The organism is Nodularia chucula CCY0103, assembly GCF_963923915.1.
In the GTDB taxonomy this organism is placed as follows: domain Bacteria; phylum Cyanobacteriota; class Cyanobacteriia; order Cyanobacteriales; family Nostocaceae; genus Nodularia; species Nodularia chucula.
Genome location: NZ_CAWUOL010000043.1, coordinates 19,822 through 39,124, shown reverse-complemented (window position 1 = coordinate 39,124; position 19,303 = coordinate 19,822). Strand labels below are relative to the sequence as shown.

The 19,303-nt window shown below is 40.5% G+C and carries 21 protein-coding genes and 1 pseudogene; 13 read left to right on the top strand and 9 right to left on the bottom strand.

Translation table 11 applies throughout. The features are described 5' to 3' along the window. Window positions 1–52: 52 nt before the first annotated feature. Window positions 53–475 (top strand): annotated as a pseudogene (locus tag ACM0OP_RS13505) (DUF4360 domain-containing protein); the annotation flags it as partial. 531 nt (window positions 476–1,006) lie between these two features. Here ACM0OP_RS13505 and ACM0OP_RS13500 read toward each other — a convergent pair. From ACM0OP_RS13500 to pgeF, 3 genes are all read right to left on the bottom strand, one after another. Next, window positions 1,007–1,840 carry a metallophosphoesterase gene (locus ACM0OP_RS13500; RefSeq protein ID WP_414528929.1) on the bottom strand — a complete coding sequence of 278 codons (834 nt, stop codon included), beginning with the start codon at window positions 1,838–1,840 and terminating at the stop codon, window positions 1,007–1,009. 87 nt (window positions 1,841–1,927) lie between these two features. After that, window positions 1,928–2,752 (bottom strand): metallophosphoesterase, encoded by an 825-nt coding sequence (locus ACM0OP_RS13495; RefSeq protein ID WP_414528928.1) that lies wholly within the window; start codon window positions 2,750–2,752, stop codon window positions 1,928–1,930. A 191-nt stretch (window positions 2,753–2,943) separates the two neighbouring features. Then, a complete protein-coding gene (gene pgeF, locus ACM0OP_RS13490; protein ID WP_414528927.1) occupies window positions 2,944–3,729 on the bottom strand; it encodes a peptidoglycan editing factor PgeF in 786 nt (261 codons plus the stop codon). 71 nt (window positions 3,730–3,800) lie between these two features. Here pgeF and ACM0OP_RS13485 point away from each other — a divergent pair, with 71 nt between their 5' ends. Together ACM0OP_RS13485 and ACM0OP_RS13480 are read left to right on the top strand one after the other, a co-directional pair. Continuing rightward, window positions 3,801–4,619 carry a biotin--[acetyl-CoA-carboxylase] ligase gene (locus tag ACM0OP_RS13485; protein WP_414528926.1) on the top strand — a complete coding sequence of 273 codons (819 nt, stop codon included), beginning with the start codon at window positions 3,801–3,803 and terminating at the stop codon, window positions 4,617–4,619. Between the two features lie 82 nt (window positions 4,620–4,701). Beyond that, a complete protein-coding gene (locus tag ACM0OP_RS13480) occupies window positions 4,702–6,447 on the top strand; it encodes a peptidoglycan DD-metalloendopeptidase family protein (RefSeq protein ID WP_414528925.1) in 1,746 nt (581 codons plus the stop codon). 114 nt (window positions 6,448–6,561) lie between these two features. Here the strand turns inward: ACM0OP_RS13480 and ACM0OP_RS13475 are convergent, their stop codons facing one another. Beyond that, window positions 6,562–7,224: a riboflavin synthase gene (locus ACM0OP_RS13475; RefSeq protein WP_414528923.1), complete on the bottom strand. Its 663-nt coding sequence runs from the start codon at window positions 7,222–7,224 to the stop codon at window positions 6,562–6,564. Between the two features lie 339 nt (window positions 7,225–7,563). On the opposite strand from ACM0OP_RS13475, the gene ACM0OP_RS13470 reads away from it, so the two are divergent. The 6 genes from ACM0OP_RS13470 (at window position 7,564) to ACM0OP_RS13445 (ending at window position 12,171) form a co-directional block, all read left to right on the top strand. After that, the gene (locus ACM0OP_RS13470) at window positions 7,564–8,055 is read left to right on the top strand and encodes a bifunctional nuclease family protein (RefSeq protein WP_414528922.1); all 492 of its coding nucleotides are present in this window, start codon (window positions 7,564–7,566) and stop codon (window positions 8,053–8,055) included. 133 nt (window positions 8,056–8,188) lie between these two features. Beyond that, window positions 8,189–9,319 (top strand): aldo/keto reductase, encoded by a 1,131-nt coding sequence (locus ACM0OP_RS13465; RefSeq protein ID WP_414528921.1) that lies wholly within the window; start codon window positions 8,189–8,191, stop codon window positions 9,317–9,319. Window positions 9,320–9,392: 73 nt separating this feature from the next. Further along, complete coding sequence (locus tag ACM0OP_RS13460) at window positions 9,393–9,995, top strand: Uma2 family endonuclease (RefSeq protein ID WP_414528920.1); 603 nt, start codon at window positions 9,393–9,395, stop codon at window positions 9,993–9,995. A gap of 105 nt (window positions 9,996–10,100) precedes the next feature. After that, a complete protein-coding gene (locus ACM0OP_RS13455; RefSeq protein WP_414528919.1) occupies window positions 10,101–11,258 on the top strand; it encodes an AAA family ATPase in 1,158 nt (385 codons plus the stop codon). 3 nt (window positions 11,259–11,261) lie between these two features. Beyond that, window positions 11,262–11,912 carry a DUF3226 domain-containing protein gene (locus ACM0OP_RS13450; RefSeq protein ID WP_414528918.1) on the top strand — a complete coding sequence of 217 codons (651 nt, stop codon included), beginning with the start codon at window positions 11,262–11,264 and terminating at the stop codon, window positions 11,910–11,912. A gap of 64 nt (window positions 11,913–11,976) precedes the next feature. Beyond that, window positions 11,977–12,171, top strand: coding sequence for a hypothetical protein (locus tag ACM0OP_RS13445; RefSeq protein ID WP_414528917.1), 195 nt, complete (start codon window positions 11,977–11,979; stop codon window positions 12,169–12,171). 10 nt (window positions 12,172–12,181) lie between these two features. Here ACM0OP_RS13445 and ACM0OP_RS13440 read toward each other — a convergent pair whose 3' ends face one another. Continuing rightward, on the bottom strand, window positions 12,182–12,388 hold the full coding sequence (locus ACM0OP_RS13440) for a hypothetical protein (protein WP_414528916.1): 207 nt from the start codon (window positions 12,386–12,388) through the stop codon (window positions 12,182–12,184). Between the two features lie 250 nt (window positions 12,389–12,638). On the opposite strand from ACM0OP_RS13440, the gene ACM0OP_RS13435 reads away from it, so the two are divergent. The 3 genes from ACM0OP_RS13435 (at window position 12,639) to ACM0OP_RS13425 (ending at window position 14,926) form a co-directional block, all read left to right on the top strand. After that, a complete protein-coding gene (locus tag ACM0OP_RS13435) occupies window positions 12,639–13,250 on the top strand; it encodes an exopolysaccharide biosynthesis protein (RefSeq protein ID WP_414528915.1) in 612 nt (203 codons plus the stop codon). Window positions 13,251–13,517: 267 nt separating this feature from the next. Continuing rightward, window positions 13,518–14,327, top strand: coding sequence for a class I SAM-dependent methyltransferase (locus ACM0OP_RS13430; RefSeq protein WP_414528914.1), 810 nt, complete (start codon window positions 13,518–13,520; stop codon window positions 14,325–14,327). Window positions 14,328–14,389: 62 nt separating this feature from the next. Continuing rightward, window positions 14,390–14,926: a hypothetical protein gene (locus tag ACM0OP_RS13425; protein WP_414528913.1), complete on the top strand. Its 537-nt coding sequence runs from the start codon at window positions 14,390–14,392 to the stop codon at window positions 14,924–14,926. 19 nt (window positions 14,927–14,945) lie between these two features. Here the strand turns inward: ACM0OP_RS13425 and ACM0OP_RS13420 are convergent, their stop codons facing one another. Continuing rightward, a complete protein-coding gene (locus ACM0OP_RS13420; protein WP_414528912.1) occupies window positions 14,946–16,106 on the bottom strand; it encodes an extracellular solute-binding protein in 1,161 nt (386 codons plus the stop codon). A 27-nt stretch (window positions 16,107–16,133) separates the two neighbouring features. On the opposite strand from ACM0OP_RS13420, the gene ACM0OP_RS13415 reads away from it, so the two are divergent. Next, complete coding sequence (locus tag ACM0OP_RS13415) at window positions 16,134–16,310, top strand: hypothetical protein (RefSeq protein ID WP_414528932.1); 177 nt, start codon at window positions 16,134–16,136, stop codon at window positions 16,308–16,310. Here the strand turns inward: ACM0OP_RS13415 and cobT are convergent. The 3 genes from cobT to ACM0OP_RS13400 form a co-directional block, all read right to left on the bottom strand. Beyond that, window positions 16,287–17,429 carry a nicotinate mononucleotide-dependent phosphoribosyltransferase CobT gene (cobT, locus tag ACM0OP_RS13410; RefSeq protein WP_414528911.1) on the bottom strand — a complete coding sequence of 381 codons (1,143 nt, stop codon included), beginning with the start codon at window positions 17,427–17,429 and terminating at the stop codon, window positions 16,287–16,289. The two genes, ACM0OP_RS13415 and cobT, sit on opposite strands and share 24 nt — an antisense overlap. A 4-nt stretch (window positions 17,430–17,433) precedes the next feature. Then, window positions 17,434–18,159: a DUF2232 domain-containing protein gene (locus tag ACM0OP_RS13405; protein WP_414528910.1), complete on the bottom strand. Its 726-nt coding sequence runs from the start codon at window positions 18,157–18,159 to the stop codon at window positions 17,434–17,436. 70 nt (window positions 18,160–18,229) lie between these two features. Next, the gene (locus tag ACM0OP_RS13400) at window positions 18,230–18,931 is read right to left on the bottom strand and encodes a Crp/Fnr family transcriptional regulator (RefSeq protein WP_414528909.1); all 702 of its coding nucleotides are present in this window, start codon (window positions 18,929–18,931) and stop codon (window positions 18,230–18,232) included. Window positions 18,932–19,303 lie beyond the last annotated feature (372 nt).

Genomic DNA, 19,303 nt, shown 5'->3' with positions numbered 1-19,303 from the left:
AAACTACTATACCTGAATATGTAAAGTTTTGTAACGAGATTCAACATTTCTGGGTCAAGAGCTAAGTATTCTCTTCGATGAATTTATCGCTCTTGGGAACAACTCCAGAGAAAGTCGTAAAAGCTGTAACTTGAGTATTCCCATTAGAGTACCCCAAGGCTTTCAAATTTCTTTCTACGATGCTGATTATCGGGGTTATGTTGGTCCCGGTACAACTGGGAGGTTGAGAGCAGAATACTTTTTTGCTGGTCAGCGTGGCCCGGTTTTTTCCAGAACATTTAGAGGCGAAACTGATTATAATGTCCGAGATCAGTTAGCGACTAAAGCTGATGTCTGGTCAAGTTGTGGCGATAGTGTGAATATGCGGGTGAATGCTTCGATGATCGCCAGTGGTCAAGGAATGGCTACTGTTGACTCCTTTGACCTCACACACCGTGGTTTAGTTTATTACATTAAATATCGCCAATGTAGATAACTGATGCCATAACTAGGTTTTGGTGGGTTGCGCGATCGCTCTACCGTAGCTATACCCACCCTACGTTACAACTGTTATCAAGATGGTGTCAGAAAATCAAATGTTACAGAAAGTTAATGCTATTAAACTTTAGTAAACATCTCCCATGAATTGAATCTGAGGTGCTACATTAATTTCAAGGTACAAAAAAGTGAAGAGTTAATTACATAAACCTTGCAGTTAGAGCCTGTACCTCCTGCTCTAATGACATCGCAATCATGGCTCAGTTGTTGCATCCTCAAAAAGTTTTTCAGCGTTGAGTTATTTGATTTTTTGGGAGGTGTTTAAACTTGCTAGTGAGAGATGCCTGTTTATCGGAATCAAGGATGCTCAATTGCGAGATAAAAGATTGCGAAAATTGTCCACTTTAGTTGAGTTAGTTTACCCTGTTTTTTAAATCTTCTCGAAAAATTACAGCTTTAATAAACCGCCGTGGGTTACTGATACTTTTCCATCGTAACTTAGGGCGGTTTAAAAATATATAATTAATAACTATTGGCTAATTAACGTAATAACGGTAACTTCTGGTGGACAAAATAAACGTCCGGGGCGATAAGTTCCTAAACCACGATTAACATATAGTTGATTTTGAGAAACTTGATGAAAACCTTTAGCCCATTCCCAATATCGCACGACTTTACCGCAGTCTCCTAATAATAATGGTTCCCAAGATTTGAGTTTGTTAGGTAGTTTTTTCAGCAGCTTTTGATAATAGAAAATTGCGGGGCCAAGTCCTGGTATAACTATATGACCACCGTGGGTATGTCCAGATAGCTGCAAATCTACTCGCCACTTTTCCAGAATTTTGGCAGTATCTGGGTTATGAGATAAAACAATGCGGGGTGTATGGGAATTGAGTTGCTTCATAATTGGTTCGGGGTTAAATTCCCGTGACCAATATTCAGCTAGTCCTATTATTGGTAATTGTTCTCCAAGAGGATAGGCGATTTCATTCCACAGGACATTAATTCCTATGCTAGTTAATGCAGATGTGATTTCTGTTTTTGAGTGTTTGTAATGTATGTCGTGATTTCCCAGAACGGCGTAAATTCCACAGCGACTTTGTAAGTGTTTGAGTCTGAGGGCTAGTTGGTGAATTGGTGTAGGATCATCAGTTACATAGTCGCCTGTTAATAGAATGATATCGGGTTCAGCTTCGTTAGTGGCTTCTATGGCTTGTGCTAAAAGTTCTTCAGAAATTCTCAAACCATCATAGTGAAAATCTGTCAACTGTACGAGCTTTGTACTGTGTAAAGATTGTGGTAAATCCGCAATCTTAACCGTTATTTTATCTACTCTTAAACGTCCCGTAAACAACCAGTGCATAGTGCAACAGAGACTCCTCTTACCATTGCTTACAGCTTATCAAAAATTCAAATAAATATTTAATCCTGAGAAAAACAAGAGGTGCATTTATGCTCTCTGGAGAATAATTTCTGTAAGTTCCGGTGGACAAAATAATCTTCCTGGGAGATAAGTTCCTAAGCCACGATTAACATATAGTTGATTGTCTCCTACTTGATGTAAGCCTTGCGCCCATTCCCAATGGTGGAAGAAAAAGCGTTTTTTTCGCGGAGTTGCAAAGAGATGATTGATAGGTATCTTTTGCTTGATTTTTTTATAACAAAGTAATAGTGGCCCTATTCCGGGAATTACTATTTGTCCGCCATGTGTATGACCAGATAGTTGCAAATCTACTCGCCATGCTTGCAATAATTCGGCAGTATCAGGGTTATGAGATAGGACAATCCGGGGTGTATCGGGGTCGATTTGGTTCATGACGAGATCTGGATGGAATTGTCTGGAATAAAGGTCTGCTAGTCCTATTAATGGTAGTTCTTTTCCCCAAGGATAGGCGATTTGATTCCAGAGGACGTTAACCCCTATTTTGGTAAGGGCGTTGGTGATTTCGCTTTTTGAGTTTTTGTGACGGATATCATGATTACCCAGGACTGCATAAATCCCCGCCTGACTCTGTAGCTGTTTGAGTCGTAAGGCTAGGGTGTGAATGGGTTCTGGGGTGGTGGTTACATAGTCGCCTGTTAATAGGACTAAATCTGGTTTTAGTTGGTTACTAGCGGCGATCGCCTCTGCTAATAATTTTTCTGATAATCCTACACCATCATAATGAAAGTCTGACATCTGCACTAATTTTTTACCTTGTAACGATACAGGTAAATCCGGAATCTTAACCGTTAATCTCTGTATACTCAACGGTCCAGATAACAACCAGTGCATAACGTTTTTGGTAAACTGTATAGAGTTTACAGTGTAACTAAAAAATCACTCTAGGCTAACAAAAATTAAATAGGACTGTTATTTGATTTCTGAAACAACTCAGCACAACTCAAAATGGCTTTTTACCACTCCCCACTCCCCACTCCCTACTCCCCACCTACGCAAGTAAGTTGAAAAATTAAAGCGGATTACTAATCTATAGGACTCTTATTTAAAATTCCTGACCATTGAATTTTCTTCTGCTGCTCTCGACGATAGGAAAAGAAATATTCTGGCGTTTGATAGGTACAGTAAGGGGCGATCGCAATTTGTTCGGCGCTAATCCCCAAGTTTTCTAGTTGTAACGCATTGACTCGCCGCACATCCAATTTCACCTTTCCGGGTTCGGGGTCTGCTAATAAAGGTGAGTTGGGTAACTGATGCAAAGCATCGATAATCTGCTGTTCTTCTTTATGGGGTGTAATGGTAGCACCCACTTCCGCCGCGACTTCCAGAGAAACTTGGTAAACTTCACCGGCGATCGCAGGTCCCATTGCAATGCGTAAGTCATGGAGTTGGCTACCTTGATTTTGCAGTCGGGCGATCGCCCCTGGAACAATCTTCTTCGCAGTTCCTCGCCAACCCGCGTGTAATGCAGCTACTTGTCCAGTTTTCATATCCCCAATTAATACAGGTGTACAATCGGCGCTGGCTACCCAAAGTGCTTGTAGTGGGTATTGACTGATTAAACCATCTCCTGAAACTAAACCAGAATCCTCTTCTCCTGGGTTGTTTTCAATTTCTTCGGGGGTGACAACTATATTGCCATGTACCTGTTTTAAGCGATAAGCTGAGGCTTCCGGGTGCATTAACTTTGTCAAATCTTCAGGCGATCGCGGCCAAAACTGCTGAGTAAAAAAGCCATGATGCCAATCCGTGAGCAGACTACAAGTAAGATAGGGTAGTCCTTGCCAATCGTGCCAGTGCCAAGTGTGCATCTTGAACCTAAACAGAAATCAAAATCAATCAATTAATGCTAACTTGAACAACGGGATTTCGGTTAACTGCTGTGGGATTTAGTCGGCAACTTTTGCAAAATCACCTACAATCGGGAATTAGGTATACTGATTTACCAACCTCCCTACATATTTTTGAAAATGTCCCTTCCACGAATCAGACCCTGTGGGACTTGCTGAAACAGGGGGCTGATAAAAACTCCGTAGTTATTGCTACTCAGCAAACTGCCGGTAGAGGACAATGGGGGCGGGAGTGGATTTCTCCCACCGGAGGACTATATCTTTCGGTGGGTATTGTACCTACACTAAAAGCTAGTGATAGTTATCAACTCACCTTAGCCAGTGCTTGGGGAATTGCCGAGGGGTTGCGTCAGTGTGGCATAAGTGTGGGCATAAAATGGCCCAATGACTTAGTATTACAGAGTCGCAAACTCGGGGGCATTTTAACGGAAACAAAAATCCACAACGGCAAGATCATACAAGCAGTAATTGGTGTCGGGATTAACTGGGCTAATTCAGTACCAAATACTGGGATTAATCTCCAATCCTGGCAACTTTCCCAGTCCACTCAGGCTATTTATTGTCTAGAAATGCTCACTTCCACTGTTTTATTCGGAATAAAATCCGGTATAGACTGTCTCTGCCAAGAAGGAATAAGTGTACTCTTGTCTCGATACTTAGATTTACTGACAAACATCGGTGATCAGGTATACATCAATAATCTTTTAGGCACTGTGGTGGGCGTAACTTCACAGGGGAAACTTCACGTATCTTTTGATGTGTATGATCCCAATCAGATAAAAATACCAGAAATTTATGTCGAACCCGGTACAATCAGTTTGGGTTACAGTAAATCTTCTGTTTTATTTTAGGTTTGTTGAAAATTTCGCTCTTTGGGCAACACAAACCACTGACTCATCTCTTTAGGCTAATTTAAAACAACTGAGAGAAACAATGACGCAGCGCCATAAATCTGCCCATCAAAATTTAAATAACTCTACAAAACGCAATCCTTACGGAAATTTGCTCCATATTTATGCATCTACCCTACCAGCACAAAGCTTTTTCTTGCTGAGTAGTGCCAGTTTCTTAAGTGGGGGTTTGGCAATTGCTCAAACAGAAACGGGTATAGATAATATTGTTCCCACTGTTGAAAGTTCTCCACCAACAGTAGTTATACCAACGGAAGTTAAAAAAAATACTGTTTCTGCTGCACCATCTTCACCAGAATCGGATGTTGCAAAAGGCCAAGCTGACTTAACTCAGAGATTACGCAGTAGACAAGGGGTTTCTACTCCAGAAACAAGTGTGACTCTGGAACAACCCAAAACAGAGGTGACTACTCCCAGGAAAAATGCAACCTTGGAAACACCGAAAAATCCGGTGACTATTCCCAGGGCAGATGTAACCTTGGAAACACCGAAAAATCCAGTGACTACTCCCAGGGTAAATGTAACTCTGGAGAAACCCAAAACAGAGGTGACTATTCCCAGGGCAGATGTAACTCTGGAAACACCGAAAAATCCGGTGACTATTCCCAGGGCAGATGTAACCTTGGAAATACCTAAAACTGAAGTCCCCCAACCTACTGCAACACCCCGCACCTTACCGGAAAACCTGCCAGAAATTGCCCAACCAGCCAATAACTCTGACAGTACGGCTAGGGGAGGAGGAGAAACAAGGGATTACAAAAATACCTATCTTGATCCTACCAATTACAAAACTAACGCTACTGTTACTTATCAAGCACCTAACTCTGTGGTGCTAACAGAACGCGCTAGTGGTTGTCAAACTGTTTTACCCTCTGGGCAAAGTTTATCAGCTAGTAATTGTGTTCAATCACCTGGAAGCAATCAGCAAGCAGCTAATTCTGATGGTAAAACTACACCAAATTGGCTAAAAGCTAGCCAAAATACTCCGGTGGCAAATGTTGCAGCAGCTACATCAGTGACTAATACACCAGTGGCTAGACCAGTAGCTACTAATACGCCAGTGACTAGACCAGTAGCGGCTAATAAAACTGCATCTCGCCCGAATCGTTTTCTCCCTAACCCCAGCGATTTCGCTACTACCTCGGTTAATGGATCTTCCATTGCACCAAGTGGTGAGACTCTCCCCCCACCAATGACAGCAGCTAATGTTGCACCCCGCACCAGTACAGTAGCTTACGACTTCCCTCTAGCATCGGTATTGCCCCAAATACCCTTCACAGGGAATCTCGCTTATGGTGGTGACGGGGGGATGATATTTCCCATTTCTATCCCGGCTCGGATTACTTCTGTATTTGGTTGGAGAACTCATCCGATTTCAGGCGATCGCCGCTTCCACGCCGGCACAGATTTAGGCGCGCCAATGGGTACACCAGTAGTAGCAGCCGCAGCAGGTAAAGTTGAAACCGCGAACTGGATGGGTGGTTACGGTTTAACTGTAATTGTTAACCATCCTTCGGCTGAACAAACCCTTTATGCTCACTTGTCAGAGTTATATGTTCAACCCGGTCAGAAGGTAGAACAAGGAACCGTCATTGGGCGAGTTGGCAGCACTGGTAACTCTACAGGGCCTCACCTACATTTTGAAGTCCGTCACCTGAAACCACAAGGTTGGGTGGCTGTGGACTCAGGTGTACAATTACAAGTTGCTCTAAATCAGCTAGTACAAGCTTTACAAACAGCTAGAGTTAGCCAACAACCAGAAAGCTAAGACTAGGGACTGGGTATTGGGGACTAGGTATTGGGGACTGGAGACTAGGAACTTTTCCCCCTGCTCCCTGCACCCCTTCCCTGCTCCCTGCACCCCTGCCTCTTCTCTCCCTAATCACACATACCCATGTTCTGCTAAAAACTCAGGTGTCACCATATCGGTTTTCCCTCCCTGTTGACCGGGAGACAGGAATTTCTCCACGTATTTACCGAGAATATCTCCTTCTAAATTCACCCAACTACCAGGGACAAGATCGCGGAGATTTGTCTCGTCATAAGTGAGTGGAATTACAGCCACTGTGAACTGAGACAATTCCGGCTCATAAGCAGCTACTGTCAAGCTGATACCGTTTACAGCAATGCTACCTTTGGGGACAATATACCGGGCGATCGCATCGGGTGCAGTAAAAGTCATTTCCCAAGAACTAGCTGTTTGTTCAGCAGTTACTAATTGACCTATACCGTCTACATGACCCATAACAAAGTGACCGCCTACTTTGCCCCCCACCCGCAGCGAAGGTTCTAAGTTGACGTAATGTTCTGGGTTTTGCTCATCTCCCAAGGTCGTGCGACGCAAAGTTTCTGGTGAAGCAGTAGCAACAAACCCATTATCTAAAATTTTCTCTACTGTTAAACAAACCCCATCTACCGCCACACTGTCGCCGTAAGCTAAATCCTGCATAATCACATCAGCAGACTGACTGACAAAGGTAATTTGCCAAGAGTCGCCCCCTAGAGGTTTCATCGTTCCTATGGCTTGGACTAATCCTGTAAACACGGCTTTTTTCTCAAACTAATTCTAATTATTGTCTAATTTTGTCCAAAATTCACTGTAATTCTGACATTAATGCCGAACACTTTAAGTATAATTTCCGACTCTTTCTATTATAAATTTATTAACACATTCGCAGGATTCACCAGGCATACTTGGTTAATCAGGTTATTGTCTAAGTAGACTACTTTGACTTACTCTGGTCTTCGCAACAAGTTAGCAGTTTAATAGAAGCAATTATAGAGAACAATGCTTATGTTTATTCCCACCCCCAAGTTACTCAAAGTAACGGTATTATTTGTGACAGACCGCCCAATCATTAATAGGATTGTGGAGGTTTAGGCAATGATTGAAATGAGAGTCGCTGGCATAGCATTAGATGCCATAACCCGCAGTCCCATCGTACTTTTAAAAGATGCCTCAGATCGCCGGGCTTTGCCAATTTATATTGGACAGGAACAGGCGAGGGCAATTATGGGTGCGCTAGAAAATCAAAAGCCGCCTAGACCCTTAACACATGATTTAATAGTGAGTCTTTTAGAGTCGTGTTCAATGATTCTAGAAAAGGTAATTATTCACTCCTTACAAAAAGACACATTTTACGCATCCTTAATTGTGCAACAGGGAGAAATCAAAAAAGAAATTGATGCGCGTCCCAGCGATGCGATCGCAGTTGCTTTGCGGACAAATTCCCCCATTTGGGTCATGGAAGAAGTGGTTTCCGATGCTTCTATCCCCGTTGATCGGGACGCTGATGAAGCAGAACAGCAAGCCTTCCGCGAATTTATCTCCAATCTTCGTCCCGAAGACTTAATTAAGCGCTTTGGTAATCAATGAATGGGGCTTAGGAATTGGGGAAAGTCCAGGTGTACTGTTACAGAGAAGAATAAAATGGGATTTATCGCCAAATCCTTCTGTATTTCTCTCTAAATCCACACTTTCCCTATTGTTCTTATTCACCACTTAGCTAATGCAATACCGACGCTTTGGAAAGACTAACCTACACCTCTCGGTTTTTTCTTTAGGAACAATGCGCTACTTGGCTGATAGCGAAAATGCACAGCAGACAATAGCTCAAGCTCTAAATCTGGGAGTAAATCACCTCGAAACAGCCAGAGGTTATGGCAAAAGTGAAGAATATCTTGGTGCAGCTATCAAAAAGGGATTATCAGTACCCCGCTCTCAGATTTACATCACTAGTAAAATACCGCCTACAGCTGATGCTGATAGTATGGGTCGGTTGATCAATGAATCTCTACAACGATTAAACGTAGATTATTTAGATTGTTTAGGCATTCATGGGTTAAACACTTGGGAGCATCTCCAGTGGGTAAAAGCCCATAATGGCTGTATGCAAGCTGTCCAAAAAGCAGTTGATGACGGTCGAGTACGACACGTTGGTTTTTCTACTCACGGTTCATTAGAACTAATTTTAGCAGCAATAAACACAGACTTGTTTGAGTTTGTCAATCTGCATTATTACTATTTTTTCCAGCGTCATGCTCCAGCAATTCAGTTAGCTGCTGAAAAGGACATGGGCATTTTTATTATTTCTCCAGCCGATAAAGGTGGTCTTCTTTACACACCACCCCAAACATTAATAGACCTGTGTCAGCCTTATTCACCTTTAGAATTAAACTATCGATTTTTACTCAGTGACCATCGGATTACAACCTTAAGTGTTGGAGCCGCTAACCCAGATGAATTAATAGCACCTTTACAGCTTGCTGATAGTATTTATAAATTAATTTCAGAGGAAAATTTAGCTTTTCAAAGATTACAAAATCACCAAAAATATGCATTAAAAACTGATAAGTGTAGCCAGTGTTATGATTGTTTACCTTGTCCAGAAAACATCAATATCCCCGAAGTATTGCGGTTGCGAAATCTAGCTGTTGCTTACGATATGACAGATTATGGAAAATATCGTTATGGAATGTTTGAAAATGCTGGTCATTGGTTTCCTGGAATGAAAGCTAACCGTTGTACAGAATGCGGTGAATGTTTACCTAGATGTCCAGAAAACTTAGATATTCCTGCTTTGTTAGCAGATACTCACGAAAGATTAGGCGGGAAAAATCGGAGAAGACTGTGGGAATAATTCGTAATTCGTAATTAAGATGATTAGACTGAACACGTTAGAATATTTGTAGGCATCGCTACAGGAAAAAACTATGCAAGTAACACAACAGCGATATTATACGCCAGAGGAATATTTAGCCTTAGAAGAGGCTGCTAATTATAAAAGCGAATATATTGACGGGGAAATAATTCCAATGGCAGGTGGAACAATAGATCATAGCCGAATCTCTGGGAATCTCTATGCAGCATTCAATTTTGCTTTCAGACAGCAGAACTATGAGGCTTTCGCAGGTGATTTGCGTCTGTGGATAGCGCAAAAGCGTATCTATACTTATCCAGATGTGATGATTCTGGCGGATGAACCAGAATTTTTCAATAATCGAAAAGATATAATTGTCAATCCACAGGTGATTATTGAGGTTTTATCAAAATCCACCAAAGGCTATGACCGTGAGAATAAATTTGAGGCTTATCGAACTATTCCTACGTTTCAAGAATATTTACTAATTGACCAAACTCGAATTCGTGTAGAGCAGTTTTCTAAGACTGGGAAAAAGCAATGGTCACTGCGTGAGTATGATGAGGAAGATCAGGCGATCGCACTCAATACTATACCCTTTGAGATTTCCCTACAAGATTTATATAACAAAGTTAAATTTGAGCTTGTAGATTTGAATGTTGACGAATGCAGTTGAAGTACGCGCTGGTTTTGCTAAAGTGAGAAGTATCACAACTATTTACACTAATCTCATTACACTAATCTCAGTCATTAGCTCTTTGTTGTCTCTGGCTAAAAAATTATGTTAAAGAGCATAAAAATAGAGAATTTTCGACGTTTCAAATCTTTCGAGCTTCAGCAGCTAGGTAGAATTAATCTGCTCGTGGGTGAAAATAACAGTGGTAAAACATCTCTATTAGAAGCTATTCAGCTTTTATGCTCACGGATTAATCTTGAGCCACTCGGTGAAATAATGATCAACCGAGGGGAGTATTTATGGAGTGATAATATCAGAGAAGAGCGTGAGTTTGATATCTCTCATTTATTTCACGAGCATGAAATTCAGGTAAATAGTGCATTTTTAATTTCAGGAATTAACGATGATCTTAAAGAAGAGTTTTCTATAAAAATAGGTGAAATAAAATCACAGATTCCTTATGATTTAAATGATGATAATTTAGACAAGAAATCCCAACAAAAAAATATCACTTTTGAAGATTATTATCCCTTTGGAAGCATAAAATTACGAGTTATTTGGCAGAGAGAAGAAGAAAAAAAACAAGTTGCTGAATTTCCTTTATTAGATAATTATTGTGTAGAGTCAAAATTTCTTAAACGTCCTAGCTGGTATAAAAAAAATAAATCCCCTAGAACTATATTTATTAATTCTTCTTCCCTCAATACTGCCAAAATGACAGAATTATTCGAGGAAGTAGTGTTAAATCCCGAAGAAGAATTAGTAACAGAAGCACTGAGAATTATTGATAATAAAATTGAACGTATTGCTCTGGCAAATGTCCAAAAAGCTAGTCAAATGATGAAATTACGTTCTGCTGAATCACATACTGGTTTTTTTGTACGCCTTGCTGATAGTAAACAGCGTGTCCCAATTGGCAGTATGGGGGATGGTATTTGGCGCATCTTAGGAATTATACTAGCCACTGTGTGCGCTAAAGATGGATATTTATTTATAGATGAAATCGATACAGGACTCCATTTTACTACCATGTCCGATATGTGGAAAATGATTTGGCAAACAGCCAAAAGATTAAATGTACAAGTTTTTACCACTACACATAATAGTGATTGTTGGAAAAGTTTAGCTGATATCGCAGAACAAGAAGATACAACTGAGGATGGGATTAGAATCCATAGAATTGAAAAAGGTAAAGAAAAAAGTATAGTTTTTACTGAACCGCAAATTGTCATTGCTGCTGAAAGAGAACTTGAGGTACGTTGAGCAATGGTAAAAAGCGATAATCCCAAAAAATTGTTAGTTGAAGGGAAAGATGATTTACGAGTCATACCAGAGTTAATTGAAAAAAATGGCATTACTTGGGTTGATAATAAAAGGCAACCAATAGTATTAATTGAAGAATGTGAAGGTTATGAAAATATAACTTCAGACCTTATATATACAGAATTACAAACTGGAAGACGTACTCATTTAGGTTTAGTTGTAGATGCCGATGATGATGCCTCTTTGCGTTGGCAAAGTATCAGAAATGCTTGTTTACCAAGTATTGCTAACATTCCTGAAGAAATACCAGCAACAGGATTAATTATTAACACACCAGATGGAAAGAGGTTTGGTGTTTGGATTATGCCAGATAATATTATGGAAGGTATGCTAGAAACATTTTTAAGTTATATGATTCCTCAACAGGGGGAATCTCTTTGGAAATATGCTCAGGAGGTAGCATGGGAGGCAAAAAATCAAGGTGCAATATTCAAAGATTCCTATATTCATAAAGCGGAAATTTACACTTGGTTAGCATGGCAAGATGAACCGGGTAGACAAATACATCAAGCTATTAAGTATAATATTTTAAATCCGCAAGATGTAAAGGTACAGGGATTTATTACCTGGTTTAAAACTTTATACGCTTTATAAGCGAATCGCATTCCATTAATATATTAAAAATGATAAAAAAGGGGTAAACGTTGAGACACCACTAATGAGTAGCACCAAAATTCACTTAGTTGTTGGCATTCATAACGTTACCCTCACAGTATTTTATACTGAAAAAGATGATTCCTGGCAGTTTCGGTTGATTAGCCCAGGTGGTGCAGTGTTTGGCAAGCATAAAATTTACTACACGCCCGAAGCTGCCGAAAAAGCAGCGCGAGAATGGATGAAAGAAGGCAATTAAAAGCCTAAAATCAATTTTTTGCCTCGGCAAGTCCTTCTAAATGAAAAGCCAAATTTTTCAGCGCCATCTCAATTTCAGAACTGTAAGGAATGCTGCGCCATCTGGGAGTAGTTGCATTGTCCATTGCAGTTGTTTCTAAGTATTCAGCAACAACCATTAGTTTTTCGGGATCTGTAGCTGCTGTAGCCAAATTTTCTAAAAATTCTTGAGATGTCATGGATTTCCCACAAATAGATAACAGGATGAAAATTTCATTGCTGTTATGACGATAACTACTGCACCATGATCAGTCTGTTCACCATACTCATCTTTTCTACTGTTAGCTGCTGTTAATCCCAGCTATCATGAAAAACAATCATTCACATAACTTTTATTTGCTTTTATTTGCTCTTCAAATTTCCGAACTAGTTAATTATAGATAAAATTAAGTTATTGCTCTTGTCTAAATTCCCATTAACTTAAGTGCAATGCCCCTGAGATTTTCTCAAGACATTAAATTCCTCCTGCAACGCCTAGCCAAAAACCCACTGACTCTAGGTGATATTATCTCAGAAACTTCAGAACGCGGTTTTAGCTTAGTCATTGCATTATTGGTATTACCATTTTTATTGCCGACACCACCAGGCTTAAGCACCCCTCTTGGTATTGCTTGCTTGCTCATGTCAGCACAGATGGCTTTAGGAAGACGTACACCTTGGCTTCCCAAAAAAATTGCCACTATACAATTTCCTAATTGGTTTGCCCAAAAATTGTTACAAAATTTACATAGAGTCACTAAGTTGTTAGAAAAAATTTCCCGCCCACGCTTGAAAAAAGTTAGTGAACATCAGATAACTTGGCGTATAAATGGAATATGTCTAACTTGGTTAGTAGTGTTACTAATGTCACCATATCCTCCTTTTTCAAATCCGCTTCCGGCTGTGGGAATGCTATTATTGGCAGTAGCAACCATTGAATCTGATGGGATATTGATGGCATTAGGTTATATCATCACCATTTTAAATACTTTGTTTTTTGGCTCGGCTTTTTATCTACTATATTCGGGAGCTACTTATTTAATACCTAGTATTTTTCGGTAAATCATAGGCTGTTAAGAAATTACCTCAACATAAAAACAACTCCATTTTATCTGTATATCTCTTACAGAACATTGCCAAATTTTTAGGAGTGTATGAATCAAACTATTAATAGCACTTACGCAAAATACCTCTCAAACTCTCTTTCCTTTCTGTCCTTAGTTTCTTCTCCCAAAAGGAGAGGCTAGCACCAACGTGGTTCATTCTTTCGTGACTAGTGCGTAAGTGCTAATTAATTCTATACTCGTTTAAAAGCTGGTTAAATTGATCATGAAAAACGATGTTTCCCAAAACCCCGAATTTTCTCCGGAAAGTTCCCCTAATAATGATTGGGATAGTCACCTCTATGAAGAGCAACACGCTTTTGTTTGGCAATATGGAGAAGAATTGCTGAAATTGCTCAATGCTAAACCAAGAGAATCCATTTTGGATTTGGGATGTGGTACGGGACAACTTACCGAAAAAATTTCCTTGAGTGGTGCTGAGGTAATCGGAATTGATAGCTCAGATGCCATGATTGAGAAAGCTAAACAAAACTATCCTCACTTATTATTTGATGTCGCTGATGCTAGAAACTTTCAACTAGACCAGCCATTAGATGCAGTATTTTCCAACGCGACTTTGCATTGGGTCAAAGAACCAGAGGCGGCGATCGCCTGTGTGCATCAAGCACTAAAATCAGGAGGGCGTTTTGTCGCCGAGTTGGGTGGTAAAGGAAACGTACAGGCCATAACCAAAGCTTTGTACAGTGGTTTAGAAGCACTGGGTATCCCCAAACTAGAAATATTAAATCCTTGGTATTTTCCCAGTATTGGCGAATACACCACCCTCTTAGAAAAGCAAGGTTTTGATGTTACTTATGCCATCCTATTTAACCGTCCCACTCCCCTAGCAGACAAACAAGCGGGAATAGCCAACTGGATTCAAATGTTTGCCGGCAACTTCATAGCAGGATTATCTTCTGACCAAAAAACACAACTTGTTAATCATGTAGAGCAGTCACTTCCACCGCAAATGTACTCTGATGGTAGTTGGAAGGCTGACTACAAAAGACTTCGTGTTTTTGCCCTCAAAGTTTAGCCAACACCGATAAATGATCACCACATTCAAGATTAAGCATAAATTAAAAATGGTGTATGTTCATGCTGAGATACAAATTATCTAGTCCCAAAACATCCCTTTCTCTACTGCTAATTATTTACCTCAGTACAATTTTTCTGTCACCAATTTTACCCTCACACGCGCAAAAATCATCAGTCCCATCCCCTTCAGATGAGCCTTTTGACCCGGCCTTATTGACTAAGCCTGATGTGAATGTGATGACAGCCAATACCATTAACCCAGAAGGATTAACTACTCCTAGTTTATGGTGGGAAAAAGAAAATTCAGAAAACAAGCTTTTAGATAATTGGATAGTATATCCAGCTAGGGAGGAAGAACCTGCCAGAGTAGACTTGATAGTGAATCAGCAAATTTGGAGCTTGCTGGATTATATAGAACGCTACGATTTTATTAATCGCTTGGGTAGCAGTACGAGAAAAGAAGGTTATAACTTGAGAGTTTTCAATTATCAACAAAACCTGTTGGCAACTTACACTTGTAATTTTGCCACAACTCCAGTATCCTGCCGTATCCAGATGAATACTCAAAAACCTTTAGGATTGTTGCGGTCTTTCTAGAAACTAACCCAACTAATTCTTAATTTTGCTTAATTTTGGTAAACAAAGACTCATACTGCTGAATGGCTGATGGAGGTAGAGAAAGCAGAAATTCACTTTTGGCGAAAATTTCACTATTACTCTGTAATAGGGTTCTAAATGGTTCCTGAAGTTGGGATGAAGCCGTATTGGGGTAAATTGGTGAATTAGTTCTAGTTAATCGAGAAATTTCTGGTGAAATGTTTGGTTCCCAACAAAAGTCAACCCATTGGGATGAAAAAGTGGCTTTTTGCGCTCCTGTGGGACGTACCCATAAATCTGCCCAAATTGCTGTTCCTGATTTGGGAACAACGGCAACTAGTTGAGGATAACGTGCCAGTAGGGGTATGATGTCGCTAGACCAACCAACTGCTACCCAAGTATCTCCAATAATTAGTGGTTCTAGGTAGTTGTTAGAACTATAGAATCTTACTTGTTGGTTAAATGCTCTCAGTTCATTTTCTAAATCTGGGATGGTTTCGAGATTTTCTGTATTGTAGGATTTTCCTAGCTTTTTTAACACTAGACCGATGATTTCTCTAGATTGATCGACTACAGAAATTCGGTTTTGTAATTCATCTCGCCACAAGTCACTCCAATCTTGCGGCTTCCAACTCAAATTTTGTAACTTTTGACGATTATAAACAATGACTGTACTCCCCCAACGGTAGGGAGCAGCCCAAACTTTTCCTTGATTATCCAAATTTCCTTGGTCGTCGCGGGTTACAAGTTCGCGCCATCTTGTATCTAAAGTAGACCAGTTTTTTAACTGTTTAATTTCTGTTTCTTCAATTGGTTGAATCAGCTTTTGTTCAATAGCTGCTTTGAGCCAATAATCGCCTAATGTCACTAAGTCAGACGCAACTTCTGGTGAAGATTCTCTAAATGGGATAAAACGATTCCAGAATGATTCTTCACCCGTTGGTGATGGCTTTTGCCAAGTTTGTAATTGTTTAAATAAATCTTGTATCTGCTCTACAGGGGTAAAATTTAACTTAATTTTTTGCTCTAAACTTTGGCGAAACTGAGCAACTATCTGACTCGGTATAGAACCTTTTAATAATTGCACATCAAATTCAGTCTGGTTGCTGCTACTACAGCCAATTAACATCTGTGAAAGAGCTAATCCACTAGCACCTACTAAAAAAGACCGTCGTTGCATCAATTGTGAATTGTGAATTTTGGGCTTTTGATTACACATAAGGATATATTAACTGATGGTATTTCTTTAGACATGAATCGCCAAGGTGGGGATCACAACTTAACACCAGAAATTCAAATACAACGACTAACAGCACAATTAACTGCTGCATACAATCGTATTGCTGCTTTAGAAGAGCAATTAATGAAAGTCAGAGTTCATTAACATTCCCTGCGCTAGTTGAGCTTCAATGGCTGTTAAAAGTTGATCTTGTGACCAATTTTGGCTGAGATGGGCGGCGATGCAGGCAGATCCAGCGCCTACACCTTCTTTGACAAAGCCCTGTTCATAAGCCTGAAGTTGGGGATAACGGGAGTTAGCAAAGCTCAACTGAGTAGCAAGTAGGGGAGGGATGGTTTTTCCTAAGCTGAGGGCTAGTTCAACGGTGCGGCCAGTGGGATCTTCTGCTACCCAACGGGTGGTTCCTACGATGATTTCTGCTGGTTGCCAAGATAGGCTGTAGGCTTGTGCGATCGCATTGATTAAAGCATAAACTGCCAGCATTTGTGTTCCACCTGCCAGCATAACACCACAATGACGACTAGCGGCGATCGCCATTCCCGCTACCACAACCTGCATAGGATCACCTAGTGCGGCCACCAGTGCTAAGGGATCTATCACCGCAGAGGAGGAAGATAATAATTTTCCCCCAGAGGCCCTCATTCTCTCCAGTCCTGCTGCTACTACTTCCCATTTTTGTGTATGATTACAAACAGGGTGACTACTGTTGACTTTTCCCTGGGCATCTATACCTAAACCAGTTAAAATTCCCAGAGCAGTTGTCGTACCTCCCACAACGCACTCACTTAAAATCACATACCCCGATTGAACACTAGCCGCTAGGCGTTCTCCCCACAATAGCCCCTGTTTCAGCAGGTGGTGTACTGTAGTAATTTCCATAGCAGCACCTTGACTTAAACACTTAGCCGGAGAGCCACCCAAATCAATCACTGGTACCGATGGCGACTGAGGTAAGCCAGCGTTAAACAAATAAACGGGAATATTTAGGGCTTCTACAACAGCACGAGAAATAATTACAGGTGAAGCACCAGCAGTTAGTGGTGGTAGAGGATAGACAGGTTTTCGTCTTCTGCCATAATATAAAAATTCCGCATCAGCACAGGCCGTATATCTTCGCGCTTCTGGGGTACTACCAGCTGCCGAAATTCCTGGAATTAAACCAGTATCAGTAAAACCTAAGACACAGGCAAACACAGGTAAACTCTGCCTATACTTAGAAATCCATTTCTCACCCTGTTCTATTTGAGTATAAATACGAATCAATTATTCAGCCTTCATAATCCATAAGAACCTGTACCCATTCTGGCGGACGGGGAATAGAATTTCCCAACCTATCCAGTAATAGCCACGCTGCTACGTGTACCATAAACAGGTAAATAAAGTTATTCAGCACAATTAAAGCCAAAGCCCCTATTTGTACCATGAACAAACTGGGAGTAGCTAATAATTCCAGCCTGAGAAATACCCACTCTATTATTTCTGTTACCTGGTTAATCGCATAAATCCAGAGGTCTTCACCGGACAACACAGACAGTAACCACAACCGAAAAAACACCCCCAATGAACCCAAAAGTGTACCCAAGGTGATAGATACAATCCAGGGAACACGACGATACCATGTTGCACCTAACAGCACACCCATAAAAGCAAAGGGCATGACAAATAATAAACTCCTAACCGGCCCCATTAATACTGATAGCAGCAAACCAGAAGTAATGGCAGCCATCCATGAGGCTCTTTTACCCCAACGCAGGTAAACTAAAGCGATGGGTATGGGAAAAAATATGCGTAATAACGGCCCTAAAGGGAAGTAGAAATTAATGAACCAAATCAGGCTGCCTGCACTGGCTAAGAATGCTGTTTCCACCATTCGTAAAGGCGCATCAACTTTTATTTTAGGTTGTTGCAACTGGTGTTGATTTAAATTTTGATTGAGCGCGTTATGAAACTGCGGCGATGGGGTGTCATCTGGTAGAGAATCGGAAATGCTCATGGTGAAAAAAGTTTTAACGACTTTGCGGCCAGTCCTCCACTACTGTGAATTAGTATCAGTTGCGGGTATTTTAGACAATCATTTTTTCCAGAGCTGATAAATCGGGAATACAAATTGTCTCACTATATTTTGCAATTAAGCCTTTTTTTTCTAGCCTGGTTAATACTCGTGTCACTGTTTCCCTGGCTAGTCCACTTAAACTACTCAATTCTCGGTGAGGTAAATTGGGAATTTCCGTTCCTTTTTGTCCTTGTGTTCCCTGTCCTTCGGCCAGAAATAATAAAGTATCGGCTACACGTGACTGACTATCAGATTCTCGTAACCTGAGCCTCCGGTTGACTTGTCGTAAGCGTCGAGCCATTAATTGTGATAATCGTAGTCCGGCTAATGGTTCTGTGTGCAGCAGCTTGACAAAATCTTGAGATGGCATACTACCAATCATTGTGGGAGTGAGGGTAATGACATCAGTAGATCGTGGTACTTCATCTAATGCTCCCATTTCACCGAATAATTCGCCTTTGCCAATAATATTCAGTGTCACCTCTTTACCTTCTAGGTTGTAGGTACGAATTTTCACCCAGCCATCTAGTATAAAATATACAGCACCACCCCAGTCATTTTCTAGGAGAATTACTTGGTTGCTGGGGTGTGAACGAGTCACAAGATGGGTGAGGGCTAATTCTATAGCAGATTCTGGCAACCCTTGAAAAAAGGGAGCCGAAGATATCATCCCAGGATTGCTGGTGGCTTGCACAGTATATCGATCTTCCATTACGATACGTTTATTTAAGCTGTTATATATAAAACAAATAAGAAGCTATATCCAGCTTAAACTATCAAAGCATAACCTTTTTCAGGAATGAAATTACACTATCATGTATTCACTTAGTTGAGTACAGATGCTAGCCAGTTTTTTTTATACGGCAGTTTAGCGATCGCAGTCATTTTAGACATTTTGTCACTAAACACCTCCGAGAATTTGTAACATCCCGTGTATGATAAGAGGAAAAAGCAGCCTGTATAAAAATCAATTGGGAATGCTTTTTGTATTTATAAATGCCAGATAGCCACTAAGTTAATGTATAACATAATTTCAGTTAGGAGTTCCCAGGGTTCTCCACTGGGGAAAATTGATAATTTTCAT

Bases quoted from the DNA above. Each gene is read 5' to 3' on its own strand.
- ACM0OP_RS13465 (WP_414528921.1), top strand. From the start codon at position 8,189: ATGCAATACCGACGCTTTGGAAAGACTAACCTACACCTCTCGGTTTTT.
- ACM0OP_RS13495 (WP_414528928.1), bottom strand. From the start codon at position 2,752: ATGCACTGGTTGTTATCTGGACCGTTGAGTATACAGAGATTAACGGTT.
- ACM0OP_RS13450 (WP_414528918.1), top strand. From the start codon at position 11,262: ATGGTAAAAAGCGATAATCCCAAAAAATTGTTAGTTGAAGGGAAAGAT.
- ACM0OP_RS13480 (WP_414528925.1), top strand. From the start codon at position 4,702: ATGACGCAGCGCCATAAATCTGCCCATCAAAATTTAAATAACTCTACA.
- ACM0OP_RS13435 (WP_414528915.1), top strand. From the start codon at position 12,639: ATGCCCCTGAGATTTTCTCAAGACATTAAATTCCTCCTGCAACGCCTA.
- ACM0OP_RS13420 (WP_414528912.1), bottom strand. From the start codon at position 16,106: ATGCAACGACGGTCTTTTTTAGTAGGTGCTAGTGGATTAGCTCTTTCA.
- ACM0OP_RS13440 (WP_414528916.1), bottom strand. From the start codon at position 12,388: ATGACATCTCAAGAATTTTTAGAAAATTTGGCTACAGCAGCTACAGAT.
- ACM0OP_RS13405 (WP_414528910.1), bottom strand. From the start codon at position 18,159: ATGAGCATTTCCGATTCTCTACCAGATGACACCCCATCGCCGCAGTTT.
- ACM0OP_RS13445 (WP_414528917.1), top strand. From the start codon at position 11,977: ATGAGTAGCACCAAAATTCACTTAGTTGTTGGCATTCATAACGTTACC.
- ACM0OP_RS13460 (WP_414528920.1), top strand. From the start codon at position 9,393: ATGCAAGTAACACAACAGCGATATTATACGCCAGAGGAATATTTAGCC.
- ACM0OP_RS13500 (WP_414528929.1), bottom strand. From the start codon at position 1,840: ATGCACTGGTTGTTTACGGGACGTTTAAGAGTAGATAAAATAACGGTT.
- ACM0OP_RS13455 (WP_414528919.1), top strand. From the start codon at position 10,101: ATGTTAAAGAGCATAAAAATAGAGAATTTTCGACGTTTCAAATCTTTC.
- ACM0OP_RS13470 (WP_414528922.1), top strand. From the start codon at position 7,564: ATGATTGAAATGAGAGTCGCTGGCATAGCATTAGATGCCATAACCCGC.
- ACM0OP_RS13425 (WP_414528913.1), top strand. From the start codon at position 14,390: ATGCTGAGATACAAATTATCTAGTCCCAAAACATCCCTTTCTCTACTG.
- ACM0OP_RS13400 (WP_414528909.1), bottom strand. From the start codon at position 18,931: ATGGAAGATCGATATACTGTGCAAGCCACCAGCAATCCTGGGATGATA.
- ACM0OP_RS13430 (WP_414528914.1), top strand. From the start codon at position 13,518: ATGAAAAACGATGTTTCCCAAAACCCCGAATTTTCTCCGGAAAGTTCC.
- pgeF (WP_414528927.1), bottom strand. From the start codon at position 3,729: ATGCACACTTGGCACTGGCACGATTGGCAAGGACTACCCTATCTTACT.